Genomic DNA, 25572 nt, shown 5'->3' on the forward strand with positions numbered 1-25572 from the left:
AAGGCAAAAGCCCCAGAAAAATCACACGCGCCGCTCAACCAGCATTTTCTTGATCTCGGCGATGGCCTTGGCGGGGTTGAGGCCTTTCGGGCAGGCCTGAGAGCAGTTCATGATGGTGTGGCAGCGGTAGAGGCGGAACGGATCTTCCAGATCGTCCAGGCGCTCACCGGTCGCTTCGTCCCGGCTGTCGATCAGCCAGCGGTAGGCCTGCAAGAGAATGGCTGGGCCGAGATACCGGTCGCCGTTCCACCAGTAGCTCGGGCAGGAAGTGGAGCAGCAGGCACACAGAATGCACTCGTAGAGGCCGTCCAATTTCTGGCGGTCTTCATGGGACTGGCGCCATTCCTTTTCCGGGGCCGGTGACACGGTTTTAAGCCACGGCTCAATGGAGCGGTGCTGGGCATAAAAACGGGTCATGTCCGGCACGAGGTCTTTAACCACCGGCATATGCGGCAGCGGATAGATCTTGACCACATCACCAGCGACCTCATCCGTACCTTTTGTACAGGCGAGCGTGTTGGTGCCATCAATGTTCATGGCGCAGGAGCCGCAGATGCCTTCGCGGCAGGAGCGGCGGAAGGTCAGTGTCGGGTCGATCTTGTTCTTGATGTAGATAAGACCGTCCAGCACCATCGGGCCGCAATCGTCCTTGTCGACAAAATACGTGTCGACACGCGGGTTGCGGCCGTCATCCGGATTCCAGCGGTAGATCCGGTATTCGGTGAGGTTGGTTGCGCCCTCCGGCTTGTCCCACACCTTGCCTTCCGTCACCTGAGAGTTTCGGGGAAGCGTCAGCTGAACCATTTCTCAATGCTCCGCGTTGGGCCCAAGTTCGCGTCCGGGCCAATGCCTTCTAACTCGTGCTTACGCCGTGAGTTCGAAGACCATGTTGTCATTCGTCTGGCCGGTGACCTTGTAGGCCCGGTTTGCCAATTCAGACAGGCAATCCTCGGTCCAATAGGGCCGGCAATTTGTTTCAAGCAGGATCACGCGGGGCCACAAGGAGCGCTCCGCGTGCCGGAGGAACGGCAAAAGCACCCGGTCCTCGAACCCTTCGACATCCACTTTCAGAACGTCGATCCGGGTCAGCATTTCATCATCGGTGATCGCCGTCAGCGGCTTGACATCGACAAAGGTCGGCGACCAATTGCCCGCCCATTCGCCGGTGGTCAGATCCTTGACGAGGGTAGCAAACCCATAGTTGGACGGCTCCAGCCACAGCGGCAGCGTGTCCTCTTTCGGGCCAACCGCCGTTTCAACCACCTTGACGTTTTCAAGACCATTGGCCCGGATGTTGAATTTCAGCTTGGCCGCCGTGTGCGGATTGGCTTCAACGGCCAGAACCTCAGCGCCTTTTTGGGCGGCAAAGATTGAGTAAGAACCGATGTTGGCGCCGATATCGACAAACAGTTTGCCATTGCCCAGATAGGGTTCGAGCAGCTTGTGTTCGTCCCGCTCTGGCAACCGGCCTTTGGCCAGGATCTTGCGATCATCGTAGTTTTCGCCTGGGTAAATCCGGAACTTCAGGCCTTCTGCTTCCAGGTCATACGGCCCGGAGAACACCCAAGAGACCAGAGCCCGGATGCGCCGCCGCAAGCTTTTGGACAGATCGTGACGGTCGGCCAGACGCCAGGCAGCCCGGACCAGACGCTCGGCACGATACGTGCCGAACGGGCTTCTGGTATCCAGGATGGCCGCCATTTGATCCAACCCCGCCTCCGCTTAGTAGACGCGCGCTTTCGGCGCGATCTTCTTCGGATCGATGCCACCGTCTTCGTGTTTGGTCAGCGGATCGGTGACGACCGGGCGGTACTCCAGCTTGACGTCGCCGGTTTCATCATCAACCCAAGACAGGGTGTGCTTGCGCCAGTCGTCGTCGTTGCGGCCGCCGAGCGGGCCGTCCTTGTAGTCTTCACGGGCATGGGCGCCGCGGGACTCCTTACGCGCTTCGGCGCCATAGACGGTGGTGATCGCGTTCGCCATCAGGTTTTCCAGCTCCAGTGTTTCCACCAGATCGGAGTTCCAGATCATCGAGCGGTCAGAGACCTTGATGTCCTTCATCTCGCCCCAGATTGCGCTCATGCCTTTGCAGCCCTGCTCAAGGCTTTCCTGGGTCCGGAAGACGGCTGCGTCTGCCTGCATCGTGCGTTGCATCTTGTCGCGCAGGGTAGCCGTCGTCGTGGAGCCGTTGGCGTTGCGCAAACGATCGAAGCGATCCATGATCTTTTCGCAAGACGCTTCGTTCGGGGTCGGCACAGCTTCTTTCGGATCAACAACCTCACCGGCCTTAATGGCAGCGGCACGGCCGAAGACCACCAGGTCGATCAGCGAGTTGGAGCCAAGACGGTTGGCGCCGTGAACGGACGCACAGCCGGCTTCACCGACAGCCATCAGACCCGGCTGAATACGGTCCGGATTCTTTTCGTCCGCGTTCAGCACTTCACCCCAGTAGTTGGTCGGAATGCCGCCCATGTTGTAGTGCACGGTCGGGATCACCGGGATCGGTTCCTTGGTGACATCGACGCCTGCAAAGATCTTGGCGCTTTCCGAAATGCCTGGCAGACGTTCTGCCAGGATCGCCGGATCAAGGTGATCCAAGTGCAGGAAGATGTGATCCTTGTCCTTGCCGACACCCCGGCCTTCGCGGATCTCCATGGTCATACAGCGCGAGACAACGTCACGGGAGGCCAGATCTTTCGCTGACGGCGCATAGCGTTCCATGAAACGCTCGCCTTCCGAGTTGACCAGATAACCGCCTTCACCGCGGGCCCCTTCCGTGATCAAACAGCCGGAGCCGTAGATCCCGGTCGGGTGGAACTGAACAAACTCCATGTCCTGCATCGGCAGGCCCGCACGGGCGACCATGCCGCCGCCATCACCGGTACAGGTGTGGGCGGACGTTGCCGAGAAATAGGCACGGCCATAGCCGCCGGTCGCCAGAACAACCATCTTGGCGGAGAAACGGTGGATGGTGCCGTCATCAAGGTTCCACGCGATCACCCCCTGACAAACGCCGTCGTCGGACATGATCAGGTCGAGCGCGAAATACTCGATGTAGAACTCCGCATTGTGGCGCAGAGACTGGCCATAAAGCGTGTGCAGAATCGCGTGGCCAGTCCGGTCAGCCGCCGCGCAAGTGCGCTGCACGGGAGGACCTTCACCGTAGTTCTGCATGTGGCCGCCGAACGGACGCTGATAGATGCGGCCATCTTCCGTCCGGGAGAACGGAACGCCGTAGTGCTCCAGCTCGTAAACCGCTTTCGGTGCTTCGCGGGCAAGATATTCCATGGCATCGGTGTCGCCGAGCCAATCAGACCCCTTGACCGTGTCGTACATGTGCCATTCCCAGCAGTCCGGCGTCATGTTGGTCAGAGACGCTGCGATGCCGCCCTGAGCTGCCACGGTGTGGGAGCGCGTCGGAAACACCTTGGTGATGCAAGCTGTGCGCAGGCCCTGCTCGGCCATGCCGAGCGTTGCACGCAAGCCCGCGCCACCGGCGCCAACGACAACCACATCATAGGTGTGGTCGACAAATTCATAGGTCTTGGCCATCCGGGTTAACCTCCAAAGCCAATCTTGAGCACTGCAAAGATGCAGCCGAAACCGATAAAGACGCAGAAGAACGTGTTGGCCATGACGGTCAGGACCTTCAGGCCTTCGCCATGCACGTAGTCTTCAATGATGACCTGCATGCCGAGCTTCATGTGATAGACGCCGGAGAGGATCACCAAGAGCAGGATGATGGAGACCAGAGGGTTCTTCAGGGTCTCAACAACATCTGCGTGGGTGGAGCCTTGCATCGAGATCACCAGAATCACGAAGAAGGAAATCAGGAAAACATTGGCAACAGCCGTCAGACGCTGTTTCCAAAAATGATCGGTGCCATCCTTGGCGGAGCCCAGGCCAAGAACTTTGCCGAGCGGAGTGCGCATATCGCTCATGACAGTCTCCTTAGCGAACCGCGTAGCCGATGATCCAGAGGATCAAGGTGAGGGAAACGGAACCGACAATGGTCGCCTTGGCGAGCCATTCGCGCGCTTCCTTGCCGAAACCAGCGCCCATGTCCCAGATGAAGTGGCGGATGCCGCCGAGCATGTGATGCACCAGGGCCCAAGTGAAGCCGAACAGGATCAGCCGTCCGAGGATCGACCCGTAAAGCTCGTTGACGAAATCGAAGTAGGCAGGACCCGCAGCAGCCGCGATCAGCCACCAGGCCAATAGAATGGTGCCGAAATAGAGCGCCGCTCCGGTGATGCGGTGCAAGATCGACATAACCATCGTCAGGATCGGTTTATAGATCTGAAGATGGGGCGACAGCGGGCGGTTGCCCCGCAAATCGGCGTTCGACATGGATTTCCTCTCCCGTGCGACGCAAGTTTACGTTTACGCAAACGTAAACATTTCAAGACGTTGTCTAGAGGGTTCTAGCGCCAACGCCGCGATACGTCAAAATATCCTATAGGTCTAATTCGAGAAAAACGACTTGTGAATCGGTTTAAACGCATTTGGTTAGACGGAAAAACAGATATTCTGCGCCGGAATGCCGCGACTTGGCGCCGCAATGTGAGCAGTCATCACAAAAATAGTCCGCGAGAGAAGACTAAACGAATCTATTCATGACAATGCTTACGTGAACGTAATTTCGCAGTCCCGTCAGACTTGCACGCTGTTGGTCGGCAAATTTATTGGAAACGGAACACGCGCAATCAAAACTGCGGCGCACCAAAAACGGACCATCCGGTTTTCTGGGCGAACATCTCCATGGCTTCTGTCCCGAGTTTGGAGTTGCCATACTGGTTGAGGCCCGGCGACCAGACCGCTATTGATGCCCGCCCCGGCGCAATTGCAAGAATTCCGCCGCCCACACCACTTTTTCCCGGCAAACCGACACGGAAGGCAAAGTCGCCCGACCCATCATAGTGGCCGCATGTCATCATGAGCGCATTGATCCGGCGGCGGCGCTCTTTGGACACAAGGCCCGGCATATCGTCACGCTCGACCAGAAACCGCCCGGCGAGCGCCAACTGGCGGCACGACATTTCAACGGCGCATTGATGGCAATAGGTGCCCAGGACCTTGTCGACACCGGCATTCATGTTCCCGCAGGACGCGAGATAATGTGCCAGCGAAAAGTTGCGATGGCCTGTTGCGATTTCAGACCGGGCCACGGCTTCGTTGATATGGATACTGTCATCGTCGGCGGCAGAGCGGACGAACCGGAGCAATTCTCCAAGAGCTTCTTTGGGGCTGTATCCAGACAGATACGTATCCGTTGTCACCAGGGCGCCGGCATTGATAAACGGATTTCGTGGTACCCCGTTTTCTCGCTCCAGCAACAGGATCGAGTCAAAAGAAAGTCCAGACGGTTCCCGCCCGACCCGTCGCCACAACTGATCTCCGACTTTGCCCAAAGCCAATGCAAGCGCAAACACCTTGGAGACGGACTGGATCGAGAAGGGTGTCTCAGCATCACCTGCAGAATAAACGTTGCCGTCGGACGTCGCCACGCAAATTCCGAATTGCTCCGGATCAATTTTGGCAAGTTCGGGAATGTAAGTCGCGACTTGGCCCTTGTCCGGGCTGGTCTTGGCAACCTCTGCAATTTCTGTCAGCAAATCCTGCATACACCCCTCCAATGCGGGCGCATACATGGTCAGATCTGAGCATTGGAGGCAAGCCGTTTGTAGACGTGCATCATGAAAATGGTGGCAAAGATGGGTGTCACCAAGTTGAGGATCGGCACGGCAAGCAGTCCGGCGATGATCAGCCCTCCGAGAAAGACAGTCCCGCCCCGTGCCTTGCGGAAGGCCCGCGCCTCAGCCGGCGGCATAAACCGCATTGCGGCGAACTCGAAAAACTCGCGGCCGAGCAGATAACCGTTGACCAAGAAGAAAGCCACCATATTCACGCCCGGCACCAAAAGCAGCAGCAGGGCGAAGAGATTGCCCAGGATGACCACTCCGGTGAATTTGATGGTCTGAATGATCGACTGCGAGACAGGCAAAGCCGTCCCCGGCCGGTCGCCCGGATAATCCCGCGCTTCCACAATATCGGCGATTTCATCTTGAAACAGACCAGCAAACAGCGCCGAAATCGGCGCAATCAGAAACCCAAGCGCGAAAATGGCGCCAATACCGGTCAAAATAGAAAGCGCTGTTTCCAGCCAAGGATAAGGCAGCGCGACAAAACCGGCGATGAGGCCCTGTAGCGCGATCCAGATCACCACAAGCACGGCCAAGGTAAAGCCGAGCATTTTCCAGAAAACGGCCCTGAACGGGCGCTCAAACACCTGGGACATGGCGCGGCTGGCAGCTTGGAACATATGACCTTCAACGGTTTGTGATCGACGGCCTCGACATAAGTGCGGATAGGAGAAGGTGCAAGAGGCGGTGTGAGACTGGTCAAGCCCCCTCAAAAACCGCTCTCGGCAGGATCAAGTCGATTTGCTCTTCCGTTTTCCCGGTGGTGCGGTTGAAATCGTTGCTGGTTCCAACCGGTTCAAACCCCTTTTTGGCCAGAAGTTTTTCCGAGGCGACGTTGCCCAGATAATGGGACGCGCGAATGGCGTCAGCGTCCGTCAGGCGAAAAATCTCTTCAAACGCAGCATCCAAGGCTTCGTTCATGAACCCTTTGCCATGGAATTTTGACTCTAGAAAGAAGCCGACAATGGGCGGTTTTTCCGTGTCCATCCAGTTTGCAAGGATCAAGCCGATTGCCTTTTGTTTGCGGTCGGATTTCTTCGACAGAATGAAGCAGCGCTCATGGGGCGGGAAAGTCAAAAACCGCTGAAATCGCTCCAGCGCAAAGCCTGTCGGACAGGGATGGGGAACATTCACCCACCGGGCCACCTCAAAGTCGTTGTAGATCGGATCGATCGCAAAAGCGTCTTCCAAGACCGGGGCTCGCAGACACAATCGGCGGGTCATGATGCTGGCGGGCGCATTCGATTTTGTATTTGGAATCATAAAGGTATGGACCTAAGGACGGCAGCTTCTGGATCATTGGGCTTCCGCCCATCATTCTATGGAAAGTGAAAGGTAATCAAGGCCTCTGAGTGCAACAAAAAGGCTCAAGGCTGGCGGTGGTGCCCCAGTAATCCGATTGACCCGAAAACTGATTGCGCTAGTCTATTATGCACCTTTTAATTGCTTTCGAGGCGATTATGACCGAAGTTTCCATTCAAGAAAACAGCTCGGCATCCGGCCAAACAGACCCCCATTCCATTTTTGAAACCGACTGGCGTATCTACAGAACTCTGGTCGACTACAATCTGTTTTGTCACCGCGAAATTGCAAGCATTCTGAGCAAAGAAATCACAGACCGTTTTCCTGATGGTTTCAAATTTTTAGATCTGGCGTGCGGAGATGCCGAGGTCATCTCTCGGGCTCTGCGGCCGCTAAACGTTCATCGCTACCATGGTGTTGATCTGTCGCCCCAAGCGCTGGACCTTGCCTGGAAAAACCTCGTTGCAGCCCCTTTTGACGCCCGGCTTGAAGAAAAGGACATCCGGCGTGTCCTTCTGGAAAATCCGCAGGAGTTTGACGTCGTCTGGTGCGGCCTTTGTCTACATCATTTTGCCAGTTGGGACGAAAAGGCAGAGGTTTTGACTGCCATCTACAGGGCATTGAACCCCGGCGGTATGCTTTTGACATTCGAGCCCGTGTTGCCCGATGGCGTGACGCTCGATGCGTTCAATCGCAACAACCGGCAGTATTTCCGCCAGCAATGGAGCCCGCCGCTCTCCGGCGCGGACTTCATGCGGATGATGGACCACATCGAAACTTGCGATTTTCCGGAAACCAAAACCGGCTGGCAGCGCGCCGGACTTGAGGCCGGCTTCCAATCCGCCGAAACCCTGTTTGCCATGCCCAGCAAAGGTTATTGCCAGCTGTTTCGGTTTGTTCGCTAAACACCTTCTATTCGCTGAGAGATTTTTGATAGCCTTTCCACGGTTCTATCCGCATTTGCTCTGTATAGTGCGCGGCAACGATAACAGAACAAAATAGAAAAACTGCAAATGGATAAGTAGCCAGAAAAAAGTAACCTTTAAAACTACCAATACCGTGTCGAGTATCGCCAACCAACCCAAACTGGACAACCAGAATATAAATTGCAATGAAAGCCCATGCAGCCATTTGCAAAAAAGTTGCTGCCGCTGGTTCCTTTTTGCGGAGCCTTTTGGTCATTAACAGGGCCCAATTAAAAAATTTGTTCGTCTGCAAAAACCAAGCGGGTATTAGCAGACAGAACACAATCGAAGACACATAATAAAACAAAATTGAGAAGAAGTACTCACGCAGCCAATGCTTCCGCTCCAAGAGAATACTCTGAAAGTCTGTCTTGATAAAAGTGAACTCCATTAGCGCAAGGAGTAAAGGTTTAAGTGTAGCAACTCCCAGACGCGAGATTAGCAGTGAAACGGTCACAACAACACCAAGTGCTAAGATAACCTGTAGATCAACAGACAACCTTCCAACAGGCTTCACAACCGGTTTCTTCAATAAAATCAGGAAGAAACACATCCAATAGCCAATCAGAAATCCAAAAGCGCCAAGTGTCAAACTCAAGACCAATAGGGATAACGAGCAGACGAGATAGTAAAGAACTCTAAAAACAATGCCTTCTAACAAATACAATCCTTACTCAAAACCGCGTCCGCGCCTTTAGCGCCTGGGCGAGGGTGCCCTCGTCGAGATAATCCAGTTCACCCCCGACAGGGACACCATGCGCCAGTTTGGTGACGTGGACATCCAGGTGGCTAAGCTGGTCCATGATGTAATGGGCCGTGGTCTGTCCCTCGACCGTCGCGCTGATTGCCAGGATGACTTCGCCGATTTCCGGCGCACCACAGCGATCGATCATGGTAGCCAGATTGAGATCGTCCGGGCCAACCCCATCAAGCGGCGACAAGGTGCCGCCGAGCACATGATAGCGGGCATTGACCGCGCCTGCCCGCTCCAGCGCCCAAAGGTCGGAAACATCCTCGACGACAACGAGAACGCTGGGGTCCCGTTTTTCGTCGGAACAGATGGTGCAAGGGTCGGACGTATCGACCGTGCCGCAGGTCGAACAGATGCCGATGTCGCGCACGGCAATGCCCATGGCCTCTGACAGCGGCACCAGAAGCTGGTCTTTTTTCTTGATCAGATGCAGCGCAGCGCGGCGGGCGGAGCGTGGACCCAAACCCGGCAGCTTGGCCAGCAACTGGATCAACCGTTCAATTTCCGGTCCCGCAACCTGCTTCTGCGCCATGTTTTCTCACTGTGCACTTGTATGTTCGATGAAAGCTCTGGGGGATAGTGTGCATCGACGCTATCAGTCATATCCAACTCTGACGTCATCCCCGCCTTGAGCGGGGATCCAATCATTTGCAGAGAGACTGATAGGAAACTCTACCTCTGCAACAAGTGGGAACGCGAGTGGATCCCGGCTCAGGGCCGGGATGACATCGAGACTAAGACGCCCGTTGGTCTATCCTAACCTCGAACCAGAAAACTTAAAATGGCAGTTTCATGCCAGCCGGAAGGCCGAGGCCGCCCATCATTTCCTGGGTTTTTTCCTGGATCGCCTGATCGATTTTCACCCGGCCATCGGTGTGCGCGGCAATGATCAGGTCTTCAAGGATCTCGCCTTCGCCCTCTTTCATCAACGACGGATCAATGGTGAGACTTTTCAGCTCGCCCTTGCCATTGAGGCGGACGCTAACCAGACCGGCGCCAGAAGAACCTTCTGCCTCAATGTCTTCAATCTGGCCCTGCAGAGAGCCCATCTGCTCCTGCATTTCCTTGGCCTGCTTCATCATCTTGAGGAAGTCCATTGGATCTCTCCTTAAAAGTCTGCTGCGCCACCTGCGGCGCTTCTTATCTGGGACCTGCGTTTAGAAGAACAATAGCGGAATTGCCACCCCAAAACACCAATCTGGAGCGGCGCTGGCTTGAAGCCCTTTGAATTCGGGCCATAGGCTCATTGTTTTTTAAAACACAGGTAGAAAATCCGGCCCGCGAAATACAATCCAATGAAGAAAAAAGCGCAAACCAGGGAGACGACAGTCACCAGTTTCACATATTCATCCATATCCGCCTTTGAGACGAACAACATGGACAGCAGGCAAACGGCCCCAGCCACGAAAAACATAATGATGTTGTTTTTTATTTTTTTATCGCTCACGGCGTCCGGCCTTTGGTTGCGGCGGTGTTAGTCGTCATCGTCATCCGTGCCCAGCGCTTCGTTGAGCAAGGGATCGTTGACCAGCGGATCGGCCATCGCAACTTCGTCCTCTTCGGAGGCCTGTACCTTGACATCGATCACTTTGGCGCCCGGAAACTGTGCCAGCAATGCGGCCACCGTCGGGTGGGATTTGGCGTCTGACAAAAGCTGCTGCTGGTTGGCTTCCTGCTCTTCATAAATCGTCGGACGCCCTTGCGTGCGCGAGACGACAACGAACCAACGCTGTCCGGTCCATTCCGTCAGCTTGCGTCCGAATTCCCCGGCAATATCGGCCGGTGCATCCTCGGTCGGTTGAATCTCGATCTTGCCGGGCTCGAACTTCACCAGCCGCATTTGCCGCTGGATGGCAACCTTCATCGGAATGTCGCGCTTTTCAGACGCCAGTGCGACACAGTCATGCAGGTTTTTCAGATTGTAGGCAGATTGCTGCGGTGCCTGTTCGGCCTGTGGTGCCGATTGTTGTTGAGGTGCTGTCTGCGGAGCGCCACCCTGGATCGCCGACAACTGCGGCCGGGCAGTAGCTTGCATCACTGGCCCTCCCCGAGGGCTGCCGTGCGGCATGGAGGGAGCACCAACGGCCATCGCCTGGCCGCCGCCTCCGGCAGGACCTGCGGGCGCTCCTGTAGATCCACCTGCTGGCGCACCACCAGAAACCGGCATTTGTCCGTTTTGGATCTGCGCCATCAACTCGCCCGGATCCGGCAGATCGGCAGCATAGGCCAGTCGCACCAGAACCATATCAGCCGCAGACAATGGCTTGGAAGCGGCTTGCACTTCTTGAACACCTTTCAGAAGGATCTGCCAAGCGCGGGATAGCAGCCGCACGGAAATCTTTTCCGCAAACTCCTGGCCGCGCGCGCGCTCCGCTTCTGTCACCGAGGCCTCGTCGGCGGATTTCGGGGCCACCTTCATCCGGGTCACAAGGTGGGTGAAGTCGGCAAGATCCGTCAACACGATCGCAGGATCGGCACCGATATCATACTGAGCTTGGAGTTCGCCCAGCGCGTCTTCGATCCGCCCGGCCATGATATGGCCGAAGAGGTCTATCACCCGGGCGCGGTCGGCAAGACCGAGCATTTGGCGCAGATCATTTGCGTCAATCGCGCCGCTGCCATGAGCCATCGCCTGATCGAGCAAGGACAGAGAGTCGCGAGCCGAACCCTCGCCCGCCCGTGCGATCAGCATCAGGGCTTCATCGGAGATTTGAATGCCTTCGGCGTCAGAAATCCGGCGCAGCAAGCCGATCAGTTTAGACTGCTCGATGCGGCGCAGATCAAAGCGCTGGCAACGCGACAGTACGGTGATCGGGACTTTGCGGATTTCGGTGGTCGCGAAGATGAACTTCACATGCTCAGGCGGCTCTTCGAGCGTCTTCAACAGCCCGTTGAAGGCTGCGTTGGAGAGCATGTGGACCTCATCGATGATGTAAACCTTATACCGCGCCGTTGCCGGGCGGTAGCGGGCCGCATCGATGATCTCGCGGATATCGTTGATGCCGGTGTGCGAGGCCGCATCCATCTCGATAACATCGACATGGCGGCCTTCCATGATGGCCTTACAGTGCGAGCCTTCCTGGGTCAGCTTGACCGTCGGTTTATCCGCCTCGCCGGGCACTTCATAGTTCAGGCCGCGCGCCAGGATCCGGGCTGTTGTGGTCTTGCCGACCCCGCGCACCCCGGTCAGCATCCAGGCCTGTGCGATCCGTCCGGTATCAAACGCGTTCTCCAGCGTTTGCACCATCGGCTCCTGGCCAACCAGATCCTCGAAGGTCTTCGGGCGGTATTTGCGGGCCAGCACCCTGTAGGCACCGCCTTCGGCCGCGCCTGGTGCCGTTCCAGTGCCACCCGTCAATTCCAGGCCGGTCTCATTATCGTCTTGCGGAAAGCCAGTCTCATCCATGAGCCGCACCATAACGATTTTTTCCAAAAGGTGGACAGGCTTTTATCTGTTTTCTGTGAAAGGCGGGCGGCAATTCCGCTTCATGCCCATTTCTAACGTCAGCAATTGACAAATAGGTACCTTGGTACCAATATAACATTATGAGCAAACAGATTGAACGCATTCAAACCGGTGTCCGCATGGAAAAGCGGATTGTGAAAGTCCTTAAAGGCCTTGCCGAACATCTGGACATCTCCCTCGGCGATCTGCTCGAGGGGATGGCCCTTCACTGCTTTGAAAACAAAGCGCCATTTTCCGATAACACGTTGGAAAAAATCAAAATTTTGAAACAAGTCTACGATTTGGAACTGACCGCAAGTGACAGTCACAGATTGCTGGAAAAGGAAGCTGACTGATGCATCGAAGTCCGAGAGAGCTGACAGCCTCTTTTGAGGCCGGAACTTTAGAGCCTGCGGAGTTCAGCCATACCGATCATGTCACGGTCGCCCATGAGTTGCTGCTGAAATACGATTTCCTGACTGCCGCAAAATGTTACGTGGAGAGTCTCAAGGCCCTGACAGAAAAAGCAGGCGTTCCTCAAAAGATGAACACAACAATCACACTGGCGTTCTTGAGCATCATCGCCGAGCGCATGCGAGCCAAGGACTATCAAGACATCACGGCTTTTTTGAACGACAACGAGGATCTATTGTCCGGAGACCTTCTGGCGCGCTGGTACACGGCTGATCGGCTTAAGAGCAACGACGCGCGCACCAGTTTCTTAATGCCTGATCAGAACTCGACCACTGCGATCAATTAGCGCATAAACTCGACGTAGGAAAGGGTGGGAGGCTGGCACGGCGACCCGTGCCGAGGCTCGTTAGGGCTGCTTCCTTCCGGACCTGACCCGGTTGGCGAGTGGCTCGTCCACCACCAACCTCCCGAGCGCCTTATATCAGAACACACCGGGTGTTTGGCAAGAGGTAAAAGCCGGTTTTTCTTCACCGGTGAAACTTCGGCACAAAAACACCGGCATCTTTGCCAATGCAGCCGAACCGTTTAAGGACGCAAAGTCGCCAGTTTCAGCCCAAATCCCATGAAAACCGCGCCGGTGATACCTTTGAGCCACCGTTGGAACGTCGGCTTTTGTGCAGCTTCCGACACCCGGGACAACAGCAGGATCATGGCGCCAAACCACAGAGCGTTGATGGCCGAATGAATGACCACGAGCAGCGTTGCCCCGGCAAGCGCGCCCTCTGCAGCCGGAATGAACTGCGGAAACGCCGCCAGATAAAACATGGAGACTTTCGGATTGAGCGCATTGGTTAGAAAGCCTTCGCCAAAGGCCTTAACTAAGGTTCTTTTGCGCCGGGCCGGGGCCACTTTTGTTGCCAGGACATTTTTGGAGAATGCGGATCTCAGCGCCTTTAGCCCAATCCAGAACAGATACGCCGCCCCAAGCATTTTTACGACAAAAAACGCTTCTGCCGAATGCACCAGAATGATGGAAATTCCAAGGATGGACAGCGTTCCATGCAGAAAAAAGGCTGCGATAAAGCCGGACACATTCGCAAACGCCGCCGTCCGACCGGACGTCGGAACAGTTTTGGCGATCAAGACACCGTTTGGTCCAGGCGACATCACCAACAGGGCTGCGACAAACGCAAAACTCAAAATAAGTTCATAGGACATTGACAATTTCCCATGGCAACATCAGCTATCATTTAAATAGCAAAGTTGCCGTTGCCGATGAAAAGGATTTCACTTCCGCACCAATCTAGACATATGGTGATGAAAAGCAATCTGAAGCCGTACGCGCGCTCAAACACCTGCCGACCCAATGACCGGTTTGAACTTATGACTTTTTTCGATCTCAATCCGCGCCTTGAAGGCGACAGCCTCCCAGTGCTGGACCTTGCCTTGTCCTCGGTCCGTCTGATGAAAGACGCCAATTATCCCTGGTTGCTTGTGGTGCCTCGCAAACCGGACTTGGTGGAAATCATCGACCTGGACGAAACTGATCAACTGCAGTTGATGCGGGAAATCGCCATGGTCAGCCGAGTTCTGCGCGAAGTGACAGAATGTGAAAAGCTCAATGTCGGCGCACTCGGAAACCAAGTTTCGCAGCTGCATGTCCATATTGTGGCGCGGTTCCGTGACGATGCGGCCTGGCCCGGCCCAATTTGGGGCGTTGTGCCACCGCGGTCTTATGAAAACGACGCGGATCAACATTTGATTGACCGGCTACGTTCTTCCTTTTCAGCCCTGGCCGAATTGGAAAACTAATCCCCGCCTCGTTCCGGTCATCGCCCAATCCAAGGAATTATCAATGCGCGCTGTTGATGCCGCCCTGCCCGCCATGGAAATGAGTTTTCTCGGCAATTCGCTCGACCGCCAATCAACCCGGCGTGGCGACACAACCTATCTCGCAAGCCTTTTGGACCGACCCGATACAGAGGTTGTGTTGTCCACACCCCGGACATTGGTGTTTCCAGCCGGCTCTCCGTTGAAGGTTGGCCACTCACTTGATGCCGCCCTGGATCTTGGAGCCATTCGCGAAGAGATGGTATTCCTAGGACTTCGACCGGAAAACGGTGTGGCAGTCTTTGCGACCACACTGAAACAGCACGACGAAGACCTTGCCGGAAACCCCGACCTGCAACTTCAGGACCTACGCACATTGGCCCTGCAAAATACCTTCTCACCGGAAGACTTGGGCGCGCTGGCGCAAGCCCGCGCGTTGATCCATTGGCACCGGACCCACCGGCATTGTTCGCGTTGCGGCGAAAAAACGAAGATGGCGGAAGCTGGCTACCGGCGCGACTGCCCTGCCTGCGAGAGCCAGCACTTTCCGCGGACCGATCCTTGCGTGATCATGCTGATCACAGACGGCGACCGCGCGTTGTTGGGACGGCCAGCCCGCTTGGCCGAAGGCATCTTCACCACATTGGCCGGTTTTATGGAACCGGGCGAAACAATAGAACAAGCGGTGCGCCGGGAAACCCTGGAAGAATCCGGCATCAAAGTTGGCGATGTCCAGCTGATTTCCAACCAGCCCTGGCCCTTCCCGGCGAACCTGATGCTCGGCTGCGTCGGCACGGCGCTTTCGAGTGAGATCGCCATCGAAGATGATGAACTGGAAGCCTGCAAATGGTGTGATAGAAATGAAGTCCGTCAAATGATTGCCGGCACCCACCCGGAAGGACACATGATCCCACCGTCCATTTCGATCGCGTATGAGCTGATTACCGGCTGGCTCGAAGGAACAACTCAATGACCTGGTGCGTCTATCTCACCCATCCGGAGGTTATTATCGACAAGGACATTCCCATTCCCGAATGGAGCCTGTCGGATCTTGGCCGAGAACGGGCTGCAAAGGCTGCAGTGTTGCCGTTTGCAAAAGACATTAAACGTGTGGTTTCCAGCGGTGAAGTGAAAGCGGTCGAGACGGCGGAAGTATTTTGCGAACCGTTTGGACTGAAACCCCTTGCCCTCAAGGCGCTGCATGAAAATGACCGGTCGGCGACCGGCTTTCTGCCGCCGGAAGAATTTGAGAAAACTGCAGACTTGTTTTTTGCCCACCCGGATACGTCGATCCGGGGCTGGGAGCGCGCCATTGACGCCCAAATGCGCATTGTCACCGGAATTCAGGCAGCTTTACGCACGATAGATGACGAGGCTCCCGTCCTTTTCACCGGCCATGGTGGTGTCGGCACTCTGTTGATGTGCCATTTGATGGGAGCGCCAATCTCGCGCATTCACGACCAAAAGCGCGGCGGCAGCTGGTACCGGTTCGATAAAACCTGGCTCGCGTCACAGTCGGCACCGGATTTGGCTTGGACAGAACTGTAACGGGTGTCCGCTCGCTTTCACATTCATGGTACGCTCTCCCTGATATCGATGTGGAGACTGCCTCGTGACATTGAAACTCCTGAAGCTTGCCTTGTGTGTTCTGGGCTTTTATAGCCTCAATGATGTCCCGGCCTTCGCCGGCCAATATGATCAGGCGTTCCGGCAATTTCTGGCATCGGATGTAGTACCTGCTGCCCGGAAAGCTGGTGTCTCCCAGGCAACCCTCGACCGGCAATTGAAGGGCCTCAAACCGGATACGTCCCTGCCCGGCCTCGTTGGGCCAGGCGGCAAAGGCACGCCACCGAAAGTCAATTTCCAGGCTGAATTCCGGTCACCCCAACGCTATTTCCGCGACAGCCAATTCAATGCATTGGTGCCCGGCGGACAGCGGTTGATGAAGAAACATGCCGGCACACTCAAGAAGATTGAAGCCCGCTACGGTGTGCCCAAGCGGATTATTTTGGCCATCTGGGCGCGCGAGTCCGGTTATGGCGGCGCTAAGATCCCGCATGATGCGGTTCGGGTCCTTGCGACCCGCGCCTTCATGGGCCAACGCCCAGACCTTTTTAAGGCTGAGCTGATCGCGGCCCTGAAAATTCTTCAACGGGGCGATGTGTCCCGAAAGGTTATGAAAAGCTCCTGGGGCGGCGCTATGGGGCAGCCGCAGTTCCTGCCCTCGTCCTTTTTGAAGTATGCGGTCGACTTCGATGGCGACGGCAAACGCAATATCTGGACGTCACAAGTGGACACCATGGCGTCCATTGCCAATTACTTGGCCAAGCACGGCTGGGTGTCCGGGCGCGATTGGGGCTACGAGGTCACCCTGCCCAACACCGTCTCCTGCACGCGGGAAGGCCCGGACAACCGCCAGCCGATCTCTGCTTTTGTTCAAGAAGGTGTCCAGCGCGTCAGTGGACGCCCGTTTCCGGCGCATGAAGTCAATCAGCCGGGCAACATCCTGATGCCTGCCGGCCGCTATGGCCCGGCGTTCATTGCGACGGAGAATTTCTACGTGATCAAGGAGTACAACGAGAGCGACACCTACGCGCTGTTTGTCGGGCATCTGGCCGACCGTTACGGCTCTAACAAGGCGTTTCGCGGCAGTTGGAAGCCGATGAAAGACACAACCCGAGGCGCGGTCCGCAATCTTCAGCTGCGTTTGGAAGATCTTGGCCATGATGTCGGCGGCGCCGACGGTCTGATTGGATTCAAGACCCGCCGGTCTATCGGCAAAGATCAAGAGAAAAACGGTTTTTTTGCCACATGTTGGGTGGGGTGACTTTTTTCCGATTTTCAGGAGTAATGCCAGAAATCTCTGGGGGAATGCCTGTGACCGTTTTTGATGATCATGCTCTGAGCAAATCGCCTTTCCGCAGGCTCATTCCGAGTCTCTACCGCCGCCTCGACGGCCTGGGATTGCGCCGGCATTCCATAAAAACGCGGTATGGTCTTCAGTTTCTTTTGGACAAGACCAATCTGGTCGACCGTTCGATGAAGTACCGCTTTGGCTGGGAAGGTGAAAAGTTTGAGAAGTTCATTGCCCGGACCCAAGACTGTTTTGGCGATCAGATCGTCTTCCTAGATGTCGGTGCCCATTGGGGCCTTTACGCCATACGCGTATCGCTGTTGCCGAGTTTCGATGAAATTCATGCATTTGAGCCTGACAAACGCAATCGTGCACAGCTCTATGGAAATCTCTTTTTGAATGCGCTTGAGGACAGGATCACGGTCCACCCGTATGCAGTTTCCGACACCGCAGGCGAACTGTCTTTTCTCATGGCGCGGCCAGGCAACAGAGGTGTGTCGAGGATCGTGGAAGACGCCGCAAGCGGCCAGCAGATTGTAACGGTACAATCAGAACCGCTCGACGACCATTTTGATTATAAAAACCGTGAAATTGCCATCAAAGTTGACGTCGAAGGTGCCGAAGCCAAGGCTCTATCAGGAATGAAAGAATTGATCTCGAACAACAAAGTCATCCTGATGGTCGAAATCCATCCGGAAAACTATGCGTTGACAGTTCCGGTGCTTGAGGGGCTGGGGCTTACATTGTCGGAAGAACTCAGCGACACCAAAGGCGAGACCGACTATTTGTTCAAAAACTTTTGAGGTTTGCGAACAATAGGTGGTGTCTCATCTAAACGTAAGCACAATCTCCAGATTTGACAGGTTGAGGCCTATTCGCGGCCGGATGAGCCAACCAATCGATGCCGTACATCGGGCGGTTAGAGTTTCTGATTTGGTTTGATTGCCGGTTCGCAACTTATCGCATGTCCACATTTCCTGACGTTCCTTGCAAGACAAGGTCCCGGTATTAAAACATCTGCAAACAAAGCTGCCGGCACATTCCACGCCCTCAAAAGTGGCTAGCCAAAATAATCAAAAAAAGAACGCCTGAAATGCCTGCGCTGCTGCGTTGAATCGAAGTGCCCTTTTGCGAGCGATTCAAACAGAGGTTCTCAAACATGCAAATGAACATGCCGTCCATGAAACTTGTCTCGTTGGATCAGGTCACACACACAGCAATTTCTTCCGGGGATTGGTCCAACCCGGCAACTTGGTCCAACGGTGTTGTGCCAACACAATGGGCCAAGGTCCACATTCCGGCGGGCATTGAGGTGCGTGTGGACAGCTCCCTGGATACACCGGTCAAGACTGTCCGAGTGGATGGTACTTTGTCTTTTGCCACAGACACCAGCACCCAACTCAAAGTCGACACCCTTGTCACCACCACGTCCGGCCATCTGGTGATGGGAACCGCTGAGCAGCCAGTAGCCGACACCGTTACTGCCAAGATCGTCTTTGCCGATGATGGTGCCATCGACAAGACATGGGACCCGTCCCTGATCAGCCGCGGTGCACTTTTGCATGGCAAAACCACCATAAATGGTGCGGCCAAGAGCGGGTTTGAGGTCGTTGAGGCCTTCCCGATGGCAGGAGACACGTCGCTTACCCTCAAGACCGCGCCAACTGGCTGGGCGGTTGGCGATACAATCGTCATTGCAGGCACAGACCCCAAAAACCCGGCAACGGACGAAAAGGTCAAGATCATTGCAATCGACGGTGCCAAAATCACTTTTGACAAGGCGCTCACCCTTGATCACGCCGCGCCACGGGCAGATTTGAATGTGCATGTGGCCAATCTGAGCCGCAACGTCGAATTCTCTTCGGAAAACGAAGCGCTTGCACACCGTGGGCATGTGATGTTCATGCACACCAACGATGCCGACGTGAACTATGCCGCCTTCGACGATCTCGGACGGTCCGACAAATCCGTTCCTTACAATGATCTGGAGTTTCCCGATCTGAACCCGAACCTGCCGCCGCTTGACCTTGGCGGTGACAACGTGCGCGGCCGGTACGCAGTCCATGTGCACAAGGGCGGAACCGACGCCGAAGGGGCCCCGGCAAAGATTAACGGCTCAGTGGTCACCGATGCCCCTGGATGGGGATTTGTGAACCACTCGTCCAACGTGGATTTCACCAACAATGTGACCCACAACATCACCGGGGCTGCCTACTATACTGAGGCCGGTGATGAGATCGGTTCCTTTATCAAGAACATTGCCCTTCGCACGGTCAACCCGAAGGACCCGCTCAACAGTGAAGAGGACGTCGATCCGGATGCGCGCGAGGGCCGGCAGGATTATGGCTTTCAGGGCGACGGTTTCTGGTTCCACGGCCCGAACGTGAAGGTCGAAGGTAATGTGGTCTCAGGTGCATCCGGCCATGCCTATATCTGGTGGCCGGAAGGACTTTTGGAAAAGGCGCCGGACGGCAGTACGTCGAAGGTCTTTCATGACACGGCGAATGTACCCAATGGCGGCTTAATCGGACCAGCAGGTACAAAGATGCAGATCATGGATGTGCCAATCGGCTCCTTTACGGGGAACGAAGGGTACAGCTCCACAAAAGGTATCCAGATCTTCTACCTTCACACCGAGTTTTTCGGCAACGGATTGCACCTTGAAGATGGGACAATCGATCCGCCTGCGGCCTATGACGCTCAACTGCGTTCCACCTTGTCCAACTCGACGATCTGGAACGTCGAACAAAGCGCCTTTGCAGCCCCCTATGCCAACCGCCTAACCCTCGACAATCTGCGTTTCGTCGGCAATGGCGACAGCAAGACTGTTGGGCTAGATCTCGCCCATTTTCAGAATGAATTGGGCCTGGAAGTGAGGAACGTTACGATTGACGGCTTCGGCGTTGGCATGAAACTGACGACCGAGGGCCAGGTAAGTGTTATGGGCACCACATTCGCCAACAACGGCACGAATGTGCAAAACATCCGGCCCAATGAAGACGGACCTGGCACTATTGTCGGCATGGCCCTGCCTGTTGAAGCTCCCAAGCCGGGCAACGGTTCTGAGATAACCGACTTCTACGCCGACAAAGACAGCTTGGATGTTTTCTTTGGCATTACGCCTGAAATGGCCGGGCCGGGCTATTGGGAGGGCCCTTTTCCAGAAGCCAACAACGGGACCGGCGATTTTCAATCGGATCCGGACAGCCACCAGTTCTCAGGTTTTGAAAACGGCCGCTTTCTCTTCCCAGACTGGTTTTTCTGACACCCAAGCAGAATTTCTAACGGCCACCCCGGACCTTGAGCTTGGGCCACTCCCGACAAACAAATGGGCCAGTCACATGAAACATCAGCCATGCTCCGATGATCTGGAGCGTGGTTTAAATATCCTTCTATCCGTCATCATGACTTGAGGGGCAGAAGGATCACGGCGCTGGGAACTTCCCGAGTTCCCAGCCACCGGACATTTTCAGCCCGGAAATCTCCGCAAACTTGCCCTTGCGTCACCATCAGTGATAGCATCCCCTCAAAGCGCTACCTAAGATATTTTCAGCCCCTACTGGCTTTGGCCTGGCAAAGGCACAGGCCACTAGATCAGCGGCTGATCGGGTGGCATCGCTTGAACAGCCAAAAGCTGATCGATTTTAGTTTGGTAGAGCATCTTATCTGCGTTCACCTGAACGCAGGATGCTCTAGACCTTGTCTCTCCGAGCGCTGCGAGGACATGTCATGCTCACCGAAAGCGAACTTAAAAAGGCGCGGCGCCTTAACCGGATATATGCAGACACCCTGATTTGGAGCGAGGGCGGCGTTCAAAAATCGGGATGGGGCAGCCGGCTCGTCGGTATCAGCAAACTCTTGGATATGACTGGTTTGCCCAATGATGAATTCGGGTTTGCGCAAGCGGTCGCCAATTGGCAGGAGAAAAACGGAATCAAGCCCATCGATGGCATCATCGGCAAGACCACTTGGGCAAAGATGGAACCGCTGACGCGGACCATGGAGCTGAAAATCGACTGGGGGAAGCCCAAACCACTCGGGAACAAACTATTCGACAACAAGGATCCCATCATTCTTAGGAGACCCGGATCTCCCTTTGATCAATTGGAAACCCGGAGCGAATTGGCACAAACACCAATCACCGTCGCTCAATCATCCATGTTCGTGCCGGCCCGTGGTTTTTTGTTTGTCGTGTTTGAACAGCTGCCCGATGTCGGCAGAACCCATTTGATCCGGAAAGTTGCCGTCATTCCAAACAACTTTGCCTTTTCTCCCCGCAATTGGAAGGGAACACTCACCCCGGGCCAGCATGCGCTTGGCAATACACCAAACCTCAGCCAGTACTTATCGGCGAGCAACCGGGCTATCGGCGCACCGTCTATTTTTCCGCGCCAAGGCATGCCAGCGACACCCGTTCTCGTCGACATTGCCAAGATCGAAGCCGCTGGGGGGAAGATCCTTTCGCCTGATGATATTGTCCGTGATCTGCGGCAGATCGCAGCGAAAAATCCAAACATGCAAAAGCGTATCAACACGCTGATTGACGCCGTCAGCAAAATCGAAGGGGAAGTGCTGATTGAAGGCGGCACGCCTCCCGGCAGCGGATCCAAATTGAAAATGGCGCATAAGCCGTACATCCGCGGCGCCGAATTCCAGTGGCAAGAGATGGTGGACGGCAACATCACCCGCGATGCCATGAAAAACAATCTGGATCAGCTAGACGACAGCTTCCGCAGGGCCAGAAATCTTGGGCGCGCAGGCCGGTTTGTCAGCGGTGTTGGTCTGGTGTTCACCGCCTATGATGTGACCAAAGCAACGTCCCAATCCATTGAACAACAATCCTTCAAACCGATCGGCGCAGAAACTATCCGGCAGGTTGGCGGCTGGGGGAGCGGTGTCGCCGGAATGAAAATCGGGTTTGTCACAGGTGCTGCGCTGGGAATCGAAACCGGTCCCGGCGCAATCGTGACCGGTGCGATCGGTGCAATCATCATCGGCGGTTTGGGGTATTGGGGATCTGATTGGGTTGCCGATATGATCCATAAGAACTGAAGATCGACTGCTTGTCCTGGAACCGTTCCGTGCCAAATCAACCGTCAATTCAACCTGAACCGCCTTGGGTCAAGGTCCCCGATGTTGAGGCCTCCTGGGCTGGCTGGCGCCAAGGGGCAGGCGAAGACTGGCTTTGCGAGGTCTGGCTCCCGTTCTGGCACAGCCTGGACGAAAAAGGCCGCAGGGATTACCTAGAAAAATACCCGGTCCCCGATGATGACTGGCAACTGCAACTCGATTATTTCTGGAAACCGTGACTCTCGCGGACAATACCAAGCGCCTGGATCAATTGTCTTCGGCGTGGTTTCGAAGGATTCGGACCAAATGCCCGCCAAACTGACCGCTCTACCGATCAAAAACCGGTTTCCATCACCAATGACCCAGAGCAAATGAGTGTTTTGCCACTGACTGGTAGGGAAGCCATCGGCAAATTTCATTCTTGTTATTTTTTTGATTTTAATTCTTATTGTTTTACGATAATAATCAGCCCGTTTCGGGAGAATGAAATGACAAAACGCCTATTGCCTTCTTCACTCAGTGGCTCAACACGGGTCTTTCTTTTTCTGGTTCTTGGAGCCTTTTTATCTGCGTGTGGCCATGTCCCGCTGACAACGATCGCGAAGCTCAGCCAGTTCGATATGCTGGAAACAAACCCAGATGCGTTGCGCCTCGCCGTCAAATACCCGGAGGGCATCCAAATTCCTCAGGGCGGAGCAACAATGGCCCTCACCCTCAAGCGCAAGCAAGACGGCGTTGTCTTGATGGAAGAAGAGCTTGCCTTTGAAGAGGTCGTCTCCAAAGCTGAAAAGGCCGAACTTTCCCAAGAGCTACAGGACGGTTGGCGCTTGGAGATTTACCGGTTACCAGAGGAAAACCTGCCGTTTTTCCGGAGCTTCCAAAAGCACATGGCGTCCATGTCCAAAAGCGAACGGGAGAAGGTTGAGGGAACCTTGAACATCGGCGTTAGTGGATGTCTTCTTACCGCCGAAAAACCTTCTGATATTCGGGTCAGCACATTTCTAAAGGCAGCTGAACTTGGTGGCTATGTGACGCTCTTGCGCAATTTCGATTTGGAAGAACAGATGACAGAGCTGGGTGGAGAAAACGGCTTGGACCGATGCCCGGATGCGGCATAAGCACCTCGATCCTCAGTGTCGAAAGAAACCCTTTCCCCATACGCACAATCAGACGAAGTTTTCTTTGTCTGTGCCGGTGCGCTCGACAGTAATTCCTGAGTACCCCTTTTGCCCCGGCATAGGGGCAAGGATCTCTGTTTTTCGTTTGATATGCTGAAACTCTAGAACGGTATACGACCGCTGGTAGAGCCATGGCCGGTTGATGAGCGCGTCCGGATCAGGATCGGGCGGCGTGTCCCCGGGTCGTCCCAGAAAATAGAGGTCGAACCCAAGATCAGAGATTCGTTCCCGGACAAGAGACTTGAGGCCGAGCGTTGCTTCGCAGCGGTCAATCTCCTTTTCAATGTTATCGGTGCGCAGGGTAACCAAACCAATTTCAGCACCGCCCCCCAAAGGAAGTGCGGGGTCACCGGTTGTGATTTTGGTTTCGCCCTCAAACGTATGCTGAACCAGCTCGATGATATGACCTTCAGGATCAGCAAAGTGGCTTAAATAGCCGATATCTCGGAACTGATGCGGTTCCGAAGCGCTGATACCATGGGCCTTGAGCCGGGCATTTGCACAGTCGATGTCAGGCAACGTCAGCCCGATTTTCCAGTAACGGTCAGTGTTGCTGTGCTGATAGGGCGCCCGGTCGTCCACCGGCTTTAAAACCAGAACCGCCCCCTCGTTCCCGTAGCCAACGGCAATGCATCCATCCCTCTCAAATCGCCGCATGCCGAGGATCCGGCAATAAAACTCCGCGAGAGTATCCGGGTTCGTGACGTTCAGCGTCAAGGCAGCGAGGCGATTGGGCATATCTCAGTAGAGCCCGTTGAGCGAGCGCGTGCCAATGTTCACAGGGCGGCGCGTGGCCAAAAACCGCCGGGCTTCGCTGGAAAACCCCTGTTTCAGAAGAGCTCCCATATAGGCATATTCAATCAGATCACGCTGCGCCCGGCTTCCTCCGATCCTGGCATGATCGGCCATTGTCCGGACCAAATGGTTTTGCGCTTCCGCCCAGTTTTCTGCTCCAATGGCCGCAAAGCCATTGGCGAGATATTGCACCATGTCGGCAGCCGGCCCGCGGGCTTCAACCGCGATCCGCTGCAGGTCTTCCTGATTGCCAGCCATTGCGTGTGCCAAGGCGGCATGAACATCGGCGAATGCAAGCCCCGTCTTCGGAAAGAACTGCGCCGCATATGCGCTGACCGCCTGCCAACGGTCCGGAGAAACATGCACCCCGGCAAGTTCGGCCCTGTAAAGAATCGCGGCCGTATCGGTCAGCACATTCAAGGCTGGCCCCCAGCCCCCTCCGGGCGCCACGTCAGTATCGACGACTTGCCACATCGTCTCCTCGTCTCCGGTTTCCAGCGCCCAAAGCGCGACATGCCAGGAGATGTGGCAATGCAATATTCCGGCTTTGCTGTAGTCCTTGCGCCAGTCGTTCATATAGGCAATGCCAGCGGCCGTTTCTCCGGTTTCGTAGTGAATGTGGGCCTTGATGTGAGCGCCGTTCGCATTGCGTGGATTGCCGTTAAGCGACCGTTCGATAGTTTCTGCCGCTGGACCGATTTGCCCTGCTTCGGCCTGTGAAAATGCATGCTGCCCGAGGAACCACCAGTCATCGCCGTAATGCGGCAACAGTGCCGACGTGAACGCCAGCTGCTCCGCTTCGCGGCCGGGCTGGCCGGAAAATCCGATCAATCCAAATACACCGGTACAAGTCTGAGCCACCATCGCATCGCGTGGATACTCGGCACAATGTGCCCTGATGGCCGCATAGGCAGCAGGTACTTTGCCCCGCACCAATAGGCCCAGAGCATTCAAATGGCTTTGCTCGCGGGTCGTCTCGGGCTGCCCACACGCTTCGGCGTGCTGCACAATGGTCCGCGCCTCCTGGACATTGCCCAAGATCTGATGGCACCGGGCAAGACCGGCATATGCAAGAGCAAAGTCCGGATCCGCTTCGATCGCCTTCTGAAAACCCTCTAGCGCGCCCTCTTCGGCAGACAGAAACCGGTCGACCGCATCAATATAGGCATCACGAGCCAATGCAGACGACGTTGAAAGGCTGTTGTCGTACCGATCCTGAAACACCCGATCCTCCCTCAACACGAACGCCTCTCGTTCGCTATTTAG

Annotated in this window: 27 protein-coding genes and 1 other RNA gene; 12 read left to right on the forward strand and 16 right to left on the reverse strand. The window is 55.5% G+C overall.

The window, feature by feature from the left end; all coding sequences use genetic code 11:
- Positions 1–21: 21 nt before the first annotated feature.
- From FJ695_RS01885 to FJ695_RS01920, 8 genes are all read right to left on the reverse strand, one after another.
- On the reverse strand, positions 22–804 hold the full coding sequence (locus tag FJ695_RS01885) for a succinate dehydrogenase iron-sulfur subunit (RefSeq protein WP_141183859.1): 783 nt from the start codon (positions 802–804) through the stop codon (positions 22–24).
- Between the two features lie 60 nt (positions 805–864).
- Positions 865–1701 carry an FkbM family methyltransferase gene (locus tag FJ695_RS01890; RefSeq protein ID WP_168206232.1) on the reverse strand — a complete coding sequence of 279 codons (837 nt, stop codon included), beginning with the start codon at positions 1699–1701 and terminating at the stop codon, positions 865–867.
- 21 nt (positions 1702–1722) lie between these two features.
- Entirely contained in the window at positions 1723–3552 is a 1830-nt protein-coding gene (gene sdhA / locus FJ695_RS01895) for a succinate dehydrogenase flavoprotein subunit (protein WP_141183860.1), read from the reverse strand.
- Positions 3553–3557: 5 nt separating this feature from the next.
- Complete coding sequence (gene sdhD, locus FJ695_RS01900) at positions 3558–3941, reverse strand: succinate dehydrogenase, hydrophobic membrane anchor protein (RefSeq protein WP_141183861.1); 384 nt, start codon at positions 3939–3941, stop codon at positions 3558–3560.
- Positions 3942–3951: 10 nt separating this feature from the next.
- A complete protein-coding gene (sdhC, locus tag FJ695_RS01905) occupies positions 3952–4350 on the reverse strand; it encodes a succinate dehydrogenase, cytochrome b556 subunit (RefSeq protein WP_141183862.1) in 399 nt (132 codons plus the stop codon).
- Between the two features lie 356 nt (positions 4351–4706).
- Positions 4707–5624 (reverse strand): glutaminase, encoded by a 918-nt coding sequence (locus FJ695_RS01910; protein ID WP_141183863.1) that lies wholly within the window; start codon positions 5622–5624, stop codon positions 4707–4709.
- A 29-nt stretch (positions 5625–5653) separates the two neighbouring features.
- On the reverse strand, positions 5654–6322 hold the full coding sequence (locus FJ695_RS01915; protein WP_141183864.1) for a sulfate transporter family protein: 669 nt from the start codon (positions 6320–6322) through the stop codon (positions 5654–5656).
- A gap of 79 nt (positions 6323–6401) precedes the next feature.
- Complete coding sequence (locus FJ695_RS01920) at positions 6402–6965, reverse strand: GNAT family N-acetyltransferase (protein ID WP_141183865.1); 564 nt, start codon at positions 6963–6965, stop codon at positions 6402–6404.
- A gap of 197 nt (positions 6966–7162) precedes the next feature.
- Here FJ695_RS01920 and FJ695_RS01925 point away from each other — a divergent pair, with 197 nt between their 5' ends.
- On the forward strand, positions 7163–7909 hold the full coding sequence (locus FJ695_RS01925; protein ID WP_168206233.1) for a class I SAM-dependent methyltransferase: 747 nt from the start codon (positions 7163–7165) through the stop codon (positions 7907–7909).
- A gap of 7 nt (positions 7910–7916) precedes the next feature.
- Here the strand turns inward: FJ695_RS01925 and FJ695_RS01930 are convergent, their stop codons facing one another.
- The 4 genes from FJ695_RS01930 to FJ695_RS01945 form a co-directional block, all read right to left on the reverse strand.
- Entirely contained in the window at positions 7917–8561 is a 645-nt protein-coding gene (locus FJ695_RS01930; RefSeq protein WP_141183867.1) for a hypothetical protein, read from the reverse strand.
- A gap of 82 nt (positions 8562–8643) precedes the next feature.
- Positions 8644–9252 carry a recombination mediator RecR gene (recR, locus tag FJ695_RS01935; protein WP_141183868.1) on the reverse strand — a complete coding sequence of 203 codons (609 nt, stop codon included), beginning with the start codon at positions 9250–9252 and terminating at the stop codon, positions 8644–8646.
- 244 nt (positions 9253–9496) lie between these two features.
- Positions 9497–9817 (reverse strand): YbaB/EbfC family nucleoid-associated protein, encoded by a 321-nt coding sequence (locus FJ695_RS01940; RefSeq protein WP_141183869.1) that lies wholly within the window; start codon positions 9815–9817, stop codon positions 9497–9499.
- A gap of 377 nt (positions 9818–10194) precedes the next feature.
- Positions 10195–12126 carry a DNA polymerase III subunit gamma/tau gene (locus FJ695_RS01945; protein ID WP_209010882.1) on the reverse strand — a complete coding sequence of 644 codons (1932 nt, stop codon included), beginning with the start codon at positions 12124–12126 and terminating at the stop codon, positions 10195–10197.
- Between the two features lie 140 nt (positions 12127–12266).
- Between FJ695_RS01945 and FJ695_RS01950 the strand changes: the two genes are divergently transcribed.
- Positions 12267–12521, forward strand: a complete 255-nt coding sequence (locus FJ695_RS01950; protein ID WP_209010883.1) for a hypothetical protein — start codon at positions 12267–12269, stop codon at positions 12519–12521.
- A complete protein-coding gene (locus FJ695_RS01955) occupies positions 12521–12925 on the forward strand; it encodes a hypothetical protein (protein ID WP_141183872.1) in 405 nt (134 codons plus the stop codon). Before FJ695_RS01950 ends, FJ695_RS01955 begins: the two co-directional genes overlap by 1 nt.
- Positions 12926–12949: 24 nt before the next feature.
- Here the strand turns inward: FJ695_RS01955 and ffs are convergent.
- An RNA gene (ffs, locus tag FJ695_RS01960) (signal recognition particle sRNA small type) lies at positions 12950–13047 on the reverse strand.
- A 117-nt stretch (positions 13048–13164) separates the two neighbouring features.
- Complete coding sequence (locus FJ695_RS01965; protein ID WP_141183873.1) at positions 13165–13797, reverse strand: LysE family translocator; 633 nt, start codon at positions 13795–13797, stop codon at positions 13165–13167.
- A gap of 99 nt (positions 13798–13896) precedes the next feature.
- Here FJ695_RS01965 and FJ695_RS01970 point away from each other — a divergent pair, with 99 nt between their 5' ends.
- From FJ695_RS01970 to FJ695_RS02010, 9 genes are all read left to right on the forward strand, one after another.
- Positions 13897–14391: an HIT family protein gene (locus FJ695_RS01970; protein WP_371708972.1), complete on the forward strand. Its 495-nt coding sequence runs from the start codon at positions 13897–13899 to the stop codon at positions 14389–14391.
- Positions 14392–14434: 43 nt separating this feature from the next.
- The gene (gene nudC / locus FJ695_RS01975; RefSeq protein ID WP_209010884.1) at positions 14435–15382 is read left to right on the forward strand and encodes an NAD(+) diphosphatase; all 948 of its coding nucleotides are present in this window, start codon (positions 14435–14437) and stop codon (positions 15380–15382) included.
- The gene (locus FJ695_RS01980) at positions 15379–15957 is read left to right on the forward strand and encodes a histidine phosphatase family protein (protein ID WP_141183874.1); all 579 of its coding nucleotides are present in this window, start codon (positions 15379–15381) and stop codon (positions 15955–15957) included. Before nudC ends, FJ695_RS01980 begins: the two co-directional genes overlap by 4 nt.
- A 70-nt stretch (positions 15958–16027) precedes the next feature.
- Complete coding sequence (locus FJ695_RS01985) at positions 16028–17236, forward strand: lytic murein transglycosylase (RefSeq protein ID WP_371708987.1); 1209 nt, start codon at positions 16028–16030, stop codon at positions 17234–17236.
- Positions 17237–17286: 50 nt separating this feature from the next.
- A complete protein-coding gene (locus FJ695_RS01990) occupies positions 17287–18066 on the forward strand; it encodes an FkbM family methyltransferase (RefSeq protein ID WP_168206234.1) in 780 nt (259 codons plus the stop codon).
- Between the two features lie 377 nt (positions 18067–18443).
- Entirely contained in the window at positions 18444–20528 is a 2085-nt protein-coding gene (locus FJ695_RS01995) for a G8 domain-containing protein (RefSeq protein WP_168206235.1), read from the forward strand.
- Positions 20529–20992: 464 nt separating this feature from the next.
- Positions 20993–22315, forward strand: coding sequence for a peptidoglycan-binding domain-containing protein (locus FJ695_RS02000; RefSeq protein ID WP_141183878.1), 1323 nt, complete (start codon positions 20993–20995; stop codon positions 22313–22315).
- A gap of 29 nt (positions 22316–22344) precedes the next feature.
- Entirely contained in the window at positions 22345–22572 is a 228-nt protein-coding gene (locus FJ695_RS02005) for a hypothetical protein (protein ID WP_209010885.1), read from the forward strand.
- A gap of 249 nt (positions 22573–22821) precedes the next feature.
- Positions 22822–23451, forward strand: coding sequence for a hypothetical protein (locus FJ695_RS02010; RefSeq protein ID WP_141183880.1), 630 nt, complete (start codon positions 22822–22824; stop codon positions 23449–23451).
- A 48-nt stretch (positions 23452–23499) separates the two neighbouring features.
- On the opposite strand, the gene FJ695_RS02015 is transcribed toward FJ695_RS02010, so the two are convergent.
- Entirely contained in the window at positions 23500–24249 is a 750-nt protein-coding gene (locus FJ695_RS02015; RefSeq protein WP_141183881.1) for a VOC family protein, read from the reverse strand.
- A gap of 3 nt (positions 24250–24252) precedes the next feature.
- Positions 24253–25530: a tetratricopeptide repeat protein gene (locus FJ695_RS02020; RefSeq protein WP_141183882.1), complete on the reverse strand. Its 1278-nt coding sequence runs from the start codon at positions 25528–25530 to the stop codon at positions 24253–24255.
- Positions 25531–25572: the final 42 nt, after the last annotated feature.

This window comes from Labrenzia sp. PHM005 (assembly GCF_006517275.1).
Classification (GTDB): Bacteria; Pseudomonadota; Alphaproteobacteria; order Rhizobiales; family Stappiaceae; genus Roseibium.